This is a genomic window from Peribacillus sp. TH16, from assembly GCF_016651095.1.
In the GTDB taxonomy this organism is placed as follows: Bacteria; Bacillota; Bacilli; order Bacillales; family DSM-1321; genus Peribacillus; species Peribacillus butanolivorans.
The window spans coordinates 1925327-1937977 of sequence record NZ_JAEKEM010000002.1 but is presented as its reverse complement, the minus strand read 5'-3'; the positions used below and the strand labels follow the sequence as shown (position 1 = coordinate 1937977).

Annotated in this window: 12 protein-coding genes and 1 riboswitch; of the genes, 8 read left to right on the top strand and 4 right to left on the bottom strand. The window is 36.7% G+C overall.

The window, feature by feature from the left end; translation table 11 throughout:
- Positions 1–26: 26 nt before the first annotated feature.
- Complete coding sequence (locus JFV29_RS09360; RefSeq protein WP_201182763.1) at positions 27–920, bottom strand: TauD/TfdA dioxygenase family protein; 894 nt, start codon at positions 918–920, stop codon at positions 27–29.
- 30 nt (positions 921–950) lie between these two features.
- A complete protein-coding gene (locus tag JFV29_RS09355; protein WP_201182761.1) occupies positions 951–1940 on the bottom strand; it encodes an ABC transporter substrate-binding protein in 990 nt (329 codons plus the stop codon).
- A gap of 387 nt (positions 1941–2327) precedes the next feature.
- Between JFV29_RS09355 and JFV29_RS09350 the strand changes: the two genes are divergently transcribed.
- Both JFV29_RS09350 and JFV29_RS09345 read left to right on the top strand, forming a co-directional pair.
- Complete coding sequence (locus tag JFV29_RS09350; protein ID WP_201182759.1) at positions 2328–3095, top strand: ABC transporter ATP-binding protein; 768 nt, start codon at positions 2328–2330, stop codon at positions 3093–3095.
- A 25-nt stretch (positions 3096–3120) separates the two neighbouring features.
- On the top strand, positions 3121–3954 hold the full coding sequence (locus JFV29_RS09345) for an ABC transporter permease (protein WP_379161119.1): 834 nt from the start codon (positions 3121–3123) through the stop codon (positions 3952–3954).
- A 75-nt stretch (positions 3955–4029) separates the two neighbouring features.
- Here the strand turns inward: JFV29_RS09345 and JFV29_RS09340 are convergent, their stop codons facing one another.
- Positions 4030–5256: a sensor histidine kinase gene (locus tag JFV29_RS09340; protein WP_201182756.1), complete on the bottom strand. Its 1227-nt coding sequence runs from the start codon at positions 5254–5256 to the stop codon at positions 4030–4032.
- Positions 5257–5608: 352 nt separating this feature from the next.
- Here JFV29_RS09340 and JFV29_RS09335 point away from each other — a divergent pair, with 352 nt between their 5' ends.
- Positions 5609–6508: a glycerophosphodiester phosphodiesterase gene (locus JFV29_RS09335; RefSeq protein ID WP_201183494.1), complete on the top strand. Its 900-nt coding sequence runs from the start codon at positions 5609–5611 to the stop codon at positions 6506–6508.
- 331 nt (positions 6509–6839) lie between these two features.
- Positions 6840–7298, top strand: coding sequence for a hypothetical protein (locus tag JFV29_RS09330; protein WP_201182754.1), 459 nt, complete (start codon positions 6840–6842; stop codon positions 7296–7298).
- A gap of 366 nt (positions 7299–7664) precedes the next feature.
- Here the strand turns inward: JFV29_RS09330 and JFV29_RS09325 are convergent, their stop codons facing one another.
- Positions 7665–8561 carry a PdaC/SigV domain-containing protein gene (locus JFV29_RS09325; protein ID WP_201182751.1) on the bottom strand — a complete coding sequence of 299 codons (897 nt, stop codon included), beginning with the start codon at positions 8559–8561 and terminating at the stop codon, positions 7665–7667.
- A gap of 102 nt (positions 8562–8663) precedes the next feature.
- On the opposite strand from JFV29_RS09325, the gene JFV29_RS09320 reads away from it, so the two are divergent.
- The 4 genes from JFV29_RS09320 to JFV29_RS09305 all read left to right on the top strand — a co-directional run bounded on the left by JFV29_RS09320 (position 8664) and on the right by JFV29_RS09305 (position 12544).
- Positions 8664–9200 (top strand): histidine phosphatase family protein, encoded by a 537-nt coding sequence (locus JFV29_RS09320; RefSeq protein ID WP_201182749.1) that lies wholly within the window; start codon positions 8664–8666, stop codon positions 9198–9200.
- A gap of 180 nt (positions 9201–9380) precedes the next feature.
- Positions 9381–10169, top strand: coding sequence for an HAD family hydrolase (locus JFV29_RS09315; RefSeq protein WP_201182747.1), 789 nt, complete (start codon positions 9381–9383; stop codon positions 10167–10169).
- A 150-nt stretch (positions 10170–10319) separates the two neighbouring features.
- A riboswitch (TPP riboswitch) is annotated at positions 10320–10436 on the top strand.
- Positions 10437–10569: 133 nt separating this feature from the next.
- On the top strand, positions 10570–12351 hold the full coding sequence (gene thiC / locus JFV29_RS09310; protein WP_342214743.1) for a phosphomethylpyrimidine synthase ThiC: 1782 nt from the start codon (positions 10570–10572) through the stop codon (positions 12349–12351).
- A 22-nt stretch (positions 12352–12373) separates the two neighbouring features.
- Positions 12374–12544 carry a hypothetical protein gene (locus JFV29_RS09305; RefSeq protein WP_162878748.1) on the top strand — a complete coding sequence of 57 codons (171 nt, stop codon included), beginning with the start codon at positions 12374–12376 and terminating at the stop codon, positions 12542–12544.
- The last annotated feature ends 107 nt before the right edge of the window (positions 12545–12651 follow it).

Below are 12651 nucleotides of genomic sequence, written 5' to 3'. Positions count from 1 at the left end.
TCCCTTTTCATTTCAGACAGAAAGTTTTATTTCTTAATAAGTAGTCTACTGGATTCGTTGTCTTTATTTACAGGAACATCTTTTCCTACTGTGACACGGCGAACAACGCGATGTTGGCTCTCATAGTCTGCAATAGCATAATGCTGCGTGGCTAAGTTATCCCAAATAACAACATCCCCTTCGCTCCATTGCCAACGTACGGTATTTTCTAAGCGGGTAACGTATGAATCGAAGATACTCAATAATCGTTCAGATTCACTTGTTGTATATCCTTCAACTCTTCCCGCAAAGCCACCTAATAACAAATGCTTTTTCCCAGTTTCTGAGTGCACATGAACGACTGGATGTCTCGTTTTATAAATTGTCGATTCAAATACATCACGATATTTCTTTTTAATCTCATCATTGATATTTTCGGTTGGTTTGAATTGAGCGTAATCGTATTCATTTGTATGGATGGCCCATAGTTCGTCTGCTAATTTTTTCAATCCTTCTGGAAGATCTTCATATGCTTTATTCGTATTTGCCCAAACTGTATCTCCACCCACTTTAGGAATGGTTACGCCTCTTAAAACAGAGTATTTAGGAACTTCTGGAACGAAAGTAACATCAGTGTGCCAATGGTTTGCTTTAGCACCTTGTTCAGAATCAAGTTCGAAGATATAGTTTGTATTGTCTTTGACCGGTACTGTAGGATGTGCATAAGGCTCACCTAGTAGTTTGGCAAATGCTTCTTGACTAGCATCGTCCAAATGATTTTGACCTTTGAAGAATACGACTTTATAATCGTTTAGCGCTTGTTTGATTTCACTGAAAATAGCTAAATCCAAGTCTCCGCTTAATTGGACTCCTTGAATTTCCGCTCCAATTCTTCCTGCTACTGGTACCACTTTTAATTGTTGTGTTTTAGTTTCCGTCATAATCAATCTCCTCCTGAATGGTATGTTTTTTTATTTTTTAAAGGCTTCATCAATGTATTCATTGTGGATCTGGTTTTTAAAATTAAACGATTTCTTGATATAACCCACACCAGCTAAAGTATCGATTGATTCTTGTTGTGCTTTGATGGCCTCTTCAGTAAAGAAGATATTTGGCTCTTCAGCCGTTATTATTTTCTTGACTGTGTCCACAGGCAATTTAGTTTCTTTAGAATAAATTTCAGATGCTTCATCTGGATTTTCAATTTGCCAATCGGCTGCTTTTTTATAAACCTTTAAATAGGCCTCTACAATTTCAGGATGTTCTTCGGCAAAACCCTTACGTGCAATGATTGCACCAGGAGCTAATATTTTTCCTTTTACTTTAAGTGCGACTGCATTTCCTTTTTCAATATTATTAAGATAATAAGGGTTCCATATGGCCCAAGCGTCCAATTGTTTGGTTTCAAAGGCGGCCTGGGCATCATCCGGTTGTAAATTGATGAGTTTAATATCATCAGTCGTTAAACCATGAGCTTTCAATGCCTTAATTAAATACACATGGCCCGTTGTCCCCGAGGCAACACCAACCGTTTTTCCCTTTAAGTCTTCAATCTGCTTTATGCTACTATCTGCTTGAGCTAGGATCCGGACAGAAGACTCACCCTGACCTGTTTGTGCAATCACTTCGAATGGTAGATTCTTATCAATTCCGGCAATTAGTGCACCATCCCCTAAAAAAGATAGGTCAACCCTGTTGGAAGCAAGGGATTCCAACAGCGGGGGACCACTCGGGAATTCACTCCACTCGATTTGGGCATCCAGTTTAGAAAACTCTTCGTCGAACAATCCCTTTTCCTTTGCAATGACTAATGGCCCCATCTTGCCATTTAGGGCAATATGCACTTTTAGTGGATCACTTTTTCCGGAAGCTTTGCCGGCATCGGAATTACAGCCTGCTAATACTGCGATACTGATGATGGCAAGTAGTACTGCGGTTAACTGGCTACGATATTTCTTCATGAATTCCCTCCCTTTTTTTATTACACTTACCACATCTGGATAGTCAGATTAATGACAAAAAAGAGATTCAACGAAGAGTATGCCGGGGTTACTCTTCATTGAATCTCCGGTAGTCCAGTTGATTCACATGACTTTTATTGAATTGGCTCCTTTGTGAAGCGGATTGGTGTATGAATGCATCTTAACAGCTGTTAGAATAATCTGTCAATTATTTTTTATAATTAATCCGATAAAATAAATTGGTATTAGGTGTTGATATTAAATAATCGATAAGTTAATATAAAATGAAATATTGAATCGACTAGTTAACTAGAGATTCAGCAAAGGGACATTATGTGTCTTCTTGCTGGATCTCTATTTTTTTTATTTGAGAAAGGGTGATGAGTATTGGTATCGACGTTAGAAATTAATCACGTAAGCAAGACATTTAAGAATGATAATGAAAGAGTCCATGTTTTGGATAACTTGGATCTAACCGTAAACAATGGTGAATTCGTTACCATCATTGGTCCGAGTGGTTGCGGGAAAAGCACTTTATTAAAGTTGATCGCAGGACTTGATTTAGACTTTGAAGGCGCGATTATTGTAGGCAATCAGGAGGTTAGTGGCCCTTCCAAAGACCGTGGTTTCATTTTTCAAGAGCACCGTTTATTTCCATGGTTAAACGTGGAGAAGAATATTTCAGGTAACCTTCCATTAAAAAAGCCAGAAATAAGAAAAAGGGTGGATGATTTGATTTCACTTGTTAAACTTAAAGGATTTGAAAAGGCATATCCACGCCAATTATCCGGTGGAATGTCTCAGCGGGTCGCGATTGCCAGAGCCTTATTACGTAACCCTGAAGTTTTATTGTTAGATGAACCATTTGGTGCATTGGATGCTTTCACGCGAACACATCTTCAAGAAGCATTATTGGAAATATGGGAGAGGAATAAGACAACGATGGTGCTTGTCACCCATGATATTGATGAATCGATCTATTTATCGAAGAAAGTGGTCGTCATGGATGCAAAGCCTGGACGGATTAAAGGTATCGTTCCAATTGATTTACCTTATCCAAGAACTCGAACAAGCAAAGCGTTCCAAGAATTTAGGTCCGTTATTTTAAATCAACTAGATCATCATCCTGAAGAAAAGGAAGATTGGAGCATCTAATAAAATTTTTAAAAAGAAAGAAAGGATGAAGAAAATGTCTACACAGACCGTTGCTCAAAACAAGACGATTGTCATTAGGAAAACGACAAAACAATCCAAAATGGCCAAATCAGCATTTCGAGGATTATTCCTTCCTGTTGTAGTGTTGATTGCATGGCAATCATTAGGTTCAGTTGGAATCCTGCCTGCCCAATTATTCTCATCACCTTTATTGATCGTTACTACTTTTATTGATCTCGTTCAGTCAGGTGAAATGGCCATACATTTACAAATTAGTTTAACGCGGGCGCTTCTTGGCTTTGCATTAGGTGGTTTTTTAGGTTTATTGATCGGAGTCATTGTTGGTATGCAAAAAAAATCCGAGGAGTATTTAAACCCAAGCATTCAAATGTTACGAACAGTTCCTTTACTTGCCATTACACCTTTATTCATTATGTGGTTCGGATTTGGTGAATTATCTAAAGTACTGCTTATTGCGTTAGGTGCTTTTTTTCCTTTATATTTACAAACCTTTTTAGGACTTCGGAATGTGGATAAAAAACTATATGATGTTGCTCAAATCTTAGAATATAGCCGTCTGGAACAAATAACGAAGCTCATGATTCCTGCAGCTTTACCAAACATATTACTCGGTATCCGTTTAGCATTAAGTTCCGCATGGATGTGCTTGGTCGTCGCTGAATTATTAGGGGCAGATAAAGGGGTAGGCTTCATGATCCAAGATGCCCGTTCATTTATGCAAACTGACGTCGTATTCGTAGGTATCATCATTTTTGCTCTCGCTGGTAAAATCTCAGACTCTTTTGTCCGCTTTTTGGAAAATCATTTACTTAAATGGCAAGATAGCTTTAAAGCTTAATTGAAAAGGATGACCGCCCGTGATGGGAGGTCATCCTTTTTTTGTTTTGTTGGAGTTACTGGAAGGTGTTGTTTTTTATTCTTTTTCTTTATATAAAGGTAAAAAAATAGTGAAGGATGTTCCTTTATTCAATTGGCTTTTAACTATAATTTCTCCCTTGTATTTTTGGGCGATATTATAGCAAACAGTTAAGCCGATACCGGTACCTCTTTCTTTAAGTGAATAAAACGGCGTGCCTAGTATTTCAAGCTGTTCCTTAGAAAGTCCTATACCTGTATCCGTGATTTTTATTTTTGCCATATTTCGTTCTTGTTCTGTTTCTACAGTGATAAATCCGGGATTGTTCATTGATTCAATCCCGTTTTTAATAATATTTACTAATACTTGTTTAAGTTCAATCGGATTCATTTTGATGTATAGTTCTCCGCTAAATTTAAGTAGAAAGCCTACATTACAATTATTAGCAAAACTAGTTAATAGATCAGAGATTTTCTGAATTTCATGATTCAAATGAATAACCTGGATATTTCCTGATTGTGGTTTTGCTAATGATAAATAGTCATTAATTATTACCTGTGTATATTCAAGTTCTGTAAGCATGGTTTGTACATAAAATTTTTCTGTTTCGTTCAGTTCTTTTTCTTGATCTAATAATTGGGCAAATCCTTTTACGACTGTAATGGGGTTCCTTATTTCATGCGCAATGGTAGCGGCTAGCTGACCGACTGAATTTAATTGTTTAGCTTGTTGAATTTCTTTATGAAATGCATTTGTGGATTGCATTCTATTGTTTGTTCCTATAAATACAAATACTAATATTATTTGTATAGCTATAAAATTCAATGTATTACCAAAACTATCTAATGCGACATACTCGTACGTATACTGAAGATTTGTATGCGAAATAACTAAGATAAAAGTAGGTCCAAGTATGATATTTAAAGAAGCGACAATATAAAACCCTATTTTATCAAAGAGAAAAATGGGGATTAAGGGTGCTATTGCGAATAAAGACAACATAATTGCAGTATCTGGGAATACCCAAAATTTAATATATAAATAAACAGTAATTAAGAAAATGAACAGGGTTTTATATAAATTAGTTTCTTTTTTTACGAAAAATAACAAAGAAAGAATGATTCCAGATATCAAAATGACCTGTAAAGACATATCGTAAGGATTAGCTTTCCAACTTATTGGAGATACAGAAATGCCAACTAATAGTAAAAAGGATATCATTGCCATAAATGCCTTAAGTATAAATCGGTGTTTGTTTTGATAATACTGATAGTTTTTTAACATAATTCCCCTTGATTTTAATATTCTGTTTTTTTTAATAGTAATCTTTTACTAGTTTTTTGTAAATCAAAAAAACATAGATTTTGATATCTCATTTTACAAAGCTTTAAATTGGGAAGCAAATTAAGTAAAATAAGTCTAAAGGAACTGGATAGTGCATTCAAAATAGGTGAAACGAACTAAGTGATTTTTATCAGTATGCTGTTTTATGGGTTTCTTTCCTTATTTTTATAGAGGTGTAGTTTCTTTACACTATATTAGTTGTAGCTTTACATTTCCCTTCTAAAATGAAAGTAAGAATAGAAGGGAGAGAGGGAAATTGAAAACTAGTATAAAGAAATTAGGTCTATGTATTATGAGCGTAGGATTTATATTACAGGCTACATCGTTGGATGCTTCAGCTGCTTCAGCAAAAGAAAATCACTCAAACTCATCAATTTATGAGAAGAAAATTGTGAATATCGCGCATCGCGGTGCTTCTGGTTATGCTCCTGAACATACCATTCCCGCTTATCAATTGGGAGAACAAATGAAGGGTGACTACATAGAAATCGATCTCCAGATGACTAAGGACGGAAGATTAATAGCGATGCATGATGAAAAGGTGGATCGCACAACAAATGGTACAGGTCTGGTGAAAGATTTAACACTAGCAGAAATAAAAAAACTGGATGCCGGCTCTTGGTTCAATGAAAAATATCCGCAATTTGCAAAAACGAAATATAAAGGGTTAGTGGTTCCAACTCTTGAAGAGGTCTTTAAAAAATTTGGCAGACAGGCAAATTATTATATTGAGACTAAGTCTCCAGAGGTATATCCAGGAATGGAAAAAGAACTTCTAGAGGTTCTGAAAGATTATAAGATGGTAGATTCAAAGGGACGTACCAAAAATGTACTTATACAATCGTTCAGCAAAGAAAGTCTGTTGAAGGTTCATGACATGAATCCAAAGTTGCCACTGGTTCAACTTTTCTCTTATAAGAATCAGGCAACTATTTCTGATAAAGAATTGGAATCTATTAAGGAATATGCCATTGGAGTTGGTCCGAACTTCACTAAGATAGATGGACAATACGTGAAAATGGTCAGAAATCATGGTCTTCAATTTCATCCGTATACAGTAAATGAAAGAGCTGATATGAAAAAAGCTTTAGAATGGGGAGCAACGGGATTGTTTACAAATTACCCTGATGTATTTAATGAGGTAATAAAAGAGTATAAAAAAGAAAAACACAATCAGATTATGAGTAAATGAAGAATAGATTGAGAAGATCTATATAAGCTTATTAGGAATCATCAACTAAATAAAGGTATCCATAAGTAAGCTTCGATTCTTCGGGGCTTTTTTTTGTATCTCGTTTTTTAGAATTTAAACCTAATCCGAAACTTCAGAAGAAGGATGATATTATCGTACGTGTGACATCGACGGCAATTTGCGCGTCAGATCTTCATAGTATTATGATATAGAGAAGTATAATATGTGTTTTAAAAAAAGAAAGGCCGATAAATGATCTTGAATAAGAGTGTTTGATAAGAAAATGATACAATTTATTATATAATAATATTGATAAAGGGAGGTAGGTCTGATGGTATATAATTCGGCGGCTGAACTTTGTGAAGGGTTTGAGGCAGTATATCAGCCTATTCAAGTTCAATTAACGATTGAGATTGTTGATAAGAGATTAGGGCCTGTAAAGGCTGAAGCAGAGATTGCCATCAAGCCTGTTGAGTCAAAGGGGTTTTTAGAGGTGTTGGTGGAGGATCTGGAATCGGAGCATATTTTTGCTGATGAAAATGGCAGCATATACGGAAGCTTTGGAATTGATCAGAGCATCCAAATTTATGATGAAGTTCTAGACATTATTCCGTTAGATGATCTAATCGGAAAAGAAAATTGGAAAGTGACTGTCGATTCATTTATCGCGGAAGAAAAGCTAAAAGGACAGCTGGAAAAGGTACTGAATAATTACCAATTTAGTGATATGAGCGGTAAATATAAATTTAGAAAAATATGTACGATTACGGAACTCCAATTTTTGAAGTGAAAAAAATAGAGAAGGTAAAAGCCTTCTCTATTTTCATTATTATTCTTGGATCATTTTAAATCTGTTCTGGTTAGCTTTTCTTCGTATTCGGCCTCATCTAACCCTATTCACTCCTTATTCTCGTCCTTTAACTAAGAGCTTCTTCGAATTATGTTTAAATCAGACAAAAGTAAGTTCGGCATTGGTTAAAAACATATTCCCATCAAATATCTATTATTAAAAAATCCACTTTTTTGAATGCGATGGTAAGTATGCATGAAATCGCATCGGATTGTGAAATATGGTTCTATATTTTTCATCATTTGTTAGATATATTGAATTAAAGGGTACTAAAAAAGCACAGGAGTTAGCCCCTGTGCAACGAAATTATTTATAAACCTTACTTGGGATTTTTACGGCAGGATGGCCAGCGGCATAAGGAGCCACTTCATATTCTTGGAATACGAGATAGATCCCCCCGTTTGTATAATAGAACTGTGAATCCTTATTGACGGGAACATCGCTCTGTTTTTTCACATAAAAACTATCTCTTTTCCTCATGTAGTCATAAGCATATTTCTGCACCTTCGTATATTTCACTTTGGATGTGAGGATTTCACTGATTTTCACCTGTTTACCGGAAGATTCTTTGAAATTATAGGATGTTGTGTATCCCATTCCATGAGCTCCACCGCTATAGTAGTAATCGTCAATAAGAATGCTTAGCTTTCCATCTTGGTTGAATTTCACTTTATACGAAATACTGTAACTATACTGACAAGAGTATGGGGATTCTTTGCACCATTCCTCATTTTTATCTTTTTCCCTATCCTTTTTGGCTTGCAGATAAGAGGAATAGGCGTCCTTGGCATGCTTAGTTAACACCTGATTAATTTTATCCTGAGCTGCTTTACTTTTAAGTCCTGATACTTGCGGATACGACAAGTCACTGATATTTTTATATTTTTTCTTGGTTATCTTCACATTGCTGAATTTTAAATATTTTGTAGATACATAGGCTTTTTTTCCATTGTACCGAATTTCCGACCAGCCGGATTTTGTTTTCGAATAAACGGTTACGGCTTTCCCTTTCTCCAACGATCCTACTTTTTTATAGCTGGTGCTGGGGCCACTTCTAACAGTTAAAGGGGAACCCTTCGTATTTACCGTGGCATTTTCTGTAGTGGCTGCTGAGACTGAGTCGATTTTTATCAGTAAAAAAGAGATGCATGTAAAAGTTAATGCGACAGCAAGGACAATCTTAGTGAAATTCTTGAATAGCATTCAATTACCACCTTTGTATAATTTTTACATTATCTATTATATAAGTAGGTGGATCAATTAGAAAGTGAATTTTTTATTTCAAAAGTTAAAGAGGAGAAAAAAATGAAAATTGGTTTAGTACGACACTTTAAGGTGGCACATGAATTCCCAACTGGAAAATATGTGACGGCGGATGATATGAATCAATGGTTTAAGGATTATGATGCAGCAGATATTATTTATGGGACAACTTTATTGGACGATGTGGAATGGAAGAGATGTTATTGCAGCGATATGTCGAGAGCAGTGAAGACGGCTGAGCATATCTATCCTGGTGAGGTTAATCAGATGGAGGAACTTCGGGAAATACCATCTCCACCTCTTAACGGGAAGGTGAAGCTGCCATTCATACTTTGGGCCATTTGGATTCGCTGTTGCTCGGTAGTTAACAAGCAGACGAGAGCGGAGATTAAGATTGCTGAGAAACGGATCAATAAAGTATTGGACGAGCTTCTCGCAAAAGGAGAGCAGGATGTTTTGATTGTGAGTCATGCTGCTCTCATGGTATATATGAGGAAAGAGCTGATCCGACGGGGATTCGCAGGTCCAAAGTTTAAGATTGCTAGTAATGGAAAGTTGTATGTGTTCGAAAGAAAATAAGGAAAAACTCGCATGTGAACTTTTTTAAGTTTTCATGAGCAAATAGGGTAAGCCTTTTGATATTTCAAAGAAAGATGAAGGCATTTTACCGATAGTTATTCTTTTTCTAATGGTTGTGGTTTATTATTGTAATAGTGTAATTTTTTCGAATTCAATGGTAGGGAAAAGAGGGTGAGCATTTTGGTAAAGGCAGTTTTTTTTGATTTAGATGATACGTTACTTTGGGATCAGAAGAGTGTGAAAGAGGCTTTTATAGCGACATGCGAATTGGCAAAGGCGAAATATGATTTGAATGTTGACGAGTTTGAGGAAGCGGTACGGAAAGAAGCACGTGAGCTTTATTCTTCTTATGATACATATGAATTTACGCAAATGATCGGTATCAACCCGTTTGAAGGACTTTGGGGTAATTTTCAAGATGATCATGATGAATTCCGTAAGATGGCCGAGATTGTACCAGCTTATCGGAAAGAGGCATGGACAAGAGGCTTGAAGGCATTAGGGATAGATGACCCGGCATTTGGTCTTGAGCTAGCAGAACGTTTCCCTGCTGAGAGACGGAAAAAACCATTTATTTATGAAGAAACATTCCAGGTGTTAGATGAGTTAAAAGGGAAGTACAAATTGTTATTGCTGACGAATGGTTCGCCTGAGCTTCAAAATACGAAGCTTGAAATCACGCCTGAGTTAGTTCCTTATTTCGATCAAATCGTTATTTCCGGCGCGTTTGGACGTGGGAAACCGGATGCTTCTATTTTCGAGCATGCATTAGAAATCATGGAGCTTGATAAGCATGAAGTATTAATGGTCGGCGACAATTTAATGACGGATATCCTTGGTGCATCACGTGCAGGCATTAAATCGGTTTGGATAAACCGTCATGATAAGGAACGGAATGAAGTCATCCCTAATTATGAAATTACGCATTTAGAGGAGCTTTTTCCTATCCTTGAGAGTCTAAATAAATAACGGATATATCCCCTTCAAGTAGTAAGTTCAAAAAAACTTAACTTGGAGGGGATTTTATTTAATTCAAAACATGGCATTAAAATAATAGGTCTTTGAATTTATTTACAAACCAAAATGGATGGTATATAGTTACCATGTAATAATTAATATTATTCAGACTAGGGGTGTCCAATAAAAGTTGGGCTGAGAGAGAAGCGCGTTAAAGCTTCTTAACCCTCAGGACCTGATCTGGTTCATACCAGCGTGGGGAAGTTAGAATCTACTATTCAATGACATGTAATTTGGTCATTTCTGTAGTCATACTAACTTTAGCCGGGTCTTAAATATGAGACCTGGCTTTTTCGTGCGAAAATGGATTGGATTTTGTCCTTTTTAATCTAACTTAAAAAGGAGAAATGAAATCATGAGTAATTCAGTAAATGACATGAACGTTTCAATTATGTCCAATTTTGCAGGAAGTAAAAAAGTTTATGTAGAGGGGTCTAGACCTGATATAAAAGTTCCTATGCGTGAAATTAAACTAAGTCCCACAACAGGAGCATTTGGTGAAGAGGAAAATTTACCTCTACGCGTATATGATACTAGCGGTTTCTATACGGATTCTGAGTATTCTATTGATATTCGTAAAGGTCTTGACCCTATTAGACGCAACTGGGTTCTTGAACGGGAAGACGTTGAAGAGTATGTGGGGCGTAAAATAAAACCAGAAGATAATGGGTATAAAAAAGTTGAGTCTCATTCCAAAGCAGAAGTTTTTCCGGGATTGATAAGAAATCCTTTGCGTGCAAAGAAGGGGAGAAACATAACCCAACTCCATTATGCTCGTAAAGGTATCATTACCCCAGAAATGGAGTTTATTTCGATTAGAGAAAGTGTTTCCGCTGAGTTTGTACGAGATGAAGTAGCTAGCGGGCGGGCCATTATACCGGCTAATATTAACCATCCTGAAAGTGAGCCGATGATTATCGGACGTAATTTTCATGTGAAAATAAATGCGAATATTGGGAATTCAGCGGTTAGTTCATCCATCGAAAATGAAGTAGAAAAAATGACTTGGGCCACTCGCTGGGGAGCCGATAACATCATGGATCTCTCTACCGGAAAAAATATACACACAACCCGTGAATGGATTATTAGAAATTCGCCTGTACCTGTTGGAACAGTACCGATTTATCAAGCGCTTGAAAAAGTAGATGGAGTCGCTGAAAATTTAACATGGGAGGTTTTTCGGGATACTTTAATTGAGCAGGCTGAGCAAGGTGTTGATTACTTTACCATACATGCTGGTGTGCTTCTGCGATATATCCCATTAACAGCAAAGCGGATGACGGGAATTGTTTCCCGTGGGGGTTCTATTATGGCTCAATGGTGTCTGGCTCATCATGAAGAAAGCTTCCTCTATACTCATTTTGAAGAAATCTGTGAAATCATGAAAGCATATGATGTATCTTTCTCATTAGGAGATGGACTTCGTCCTGGATCTATTGCAGATGCAAACGACGAGGCGCAATTTGCGGAATTGGAAACATTGGGTGAACTAACAAAGATTGCTTGGAAACATGATGTACAAGTTATGGTTGAGGGGCCCGGTCACGTTCCAATGCATTTAATTAAAGAAAATATGGATAAGCAACTGGAAGTTTGTCAAGAAGCCCCATTCTATACATTGGGACCCCTAACAACTGATATAGCTCCTGGCTACGATCATATTACTTCTGCGATTGGGGCTGCCATGATTGGCTGGTTTGGAACTGCGATGCTTTGTTATGTGACACCGAAAGAGCACCTTGGTCTTCCAAATAAAGAGGATGTTCGAATAGGGGTTATTACGTATAAAATTGCAGCCCATGCCGCTGACCTAGCAAAAGGCCATCCAAATGCTCAAAAACGAGATGATGCCCTTTCAAAAGCAAGATTCGAATTTCGTTGGAGAGATCAGTTTAATCTATCGCTCGATCCTGAAAGAGCCGTTGAATATCACGATGAAACTCTGCCTGCTGAGGGTGCCAAAACAGCTCACTTTTGTTCAATGTGCGGTCCTAAATTCTGCAGCATGAGAATCTCACAAGATATTCGTGATTTAGCTAAAGAAAAAGGGCTTGGTTTTGAGTCTGTAATTGATGAAGGCTTGAAAGAAAAAGCGAATGAATTTAGAAACACAGACGGAAAAATCTATCAATAATATGGACGAAAAGGAGAATTCGATGAATCGAGTAATCCAGATTAAAGTTGAAATAAAACAGTTGGAAAATCAGCTGGATCAGCTTAAAAAAGAGCTGAGTATTTTTCGGGAAAATTGTAATCATGAATTTGTAAAAAATGATTATTTACAAGAATGCACAAAGTGCCACTTAATTGAGAGTCTGCAATGGTAGGGATTTCTCGATTAAATAACTTTGGATTCTTGGTATTCTAGTAAGTAGAAAAATTGCAAATCAATAAGACTTTAATGCTCCTTGGGATTATTCAGTTTTATAAGTAT

Coding starts and splice junctions, on each gene's coding strand:
- JFV29_RS09360 (WP_201182763.1), bottom strand. CDS start 920: ATGACGGAAACTAAAACACAACAATTAAAAGTGGTACCAGTAGCAGGA.
- JFV29_RS09355 (WP_201182761.1), bottom strand. CDS start 1,940: ATGAAGAAATATCGTAGCCAGTTAACCGCAGTACTACTTGCCATCATC.
- JFV29_RS09345 (WP_379161119.1), top strand. CDS start 3,121: ATGAAGAAAATGTCTACACAGACCGTTGCTCAAAACAAGACGATTGTC.
- JFV29_RS09340 (WP_201182756.1), bottom strand. CDS start 5,256: ATGTTAAAAAACTATCAGTATTATCAAAACAAACACCGATTTATACTT.
- JFV29_RS09335 (WP_201183494.1), top strand. CDS start 5,609: ATGAGCGTAGGATTTATATTACAGGCTACATCGTTGGATGCTTCAGCT.
- JFV29_RS09330 (WP_201182754.1), top strand. CDS start 6,840: ATGGTATATAATTCGGCGGCTGAACTTTGTGAAGGGTTTGAGGCAGTA.
- JFV29_RS09325 (WP_201182751.1), bottom strand. CDS start 8,561: ATGCTATTCAAGAATTTCACTAAGATTGTCCTTGCTGTCGCATTAACT.
- JFV29_RS09320 (WP_201182749.1), top strand. CDS start 8,664: ATGAAAATTGGTTTAGTACGACACTTTAAGGTGGCACATGAATTCCCA.
- JFV29_RS09305 (WP_162878748.1), top strand. CDS start 12,374: ATGAATCGAGTAATCCAGATTAAAGTTGAAATAAAACAGTTGGAAAAT.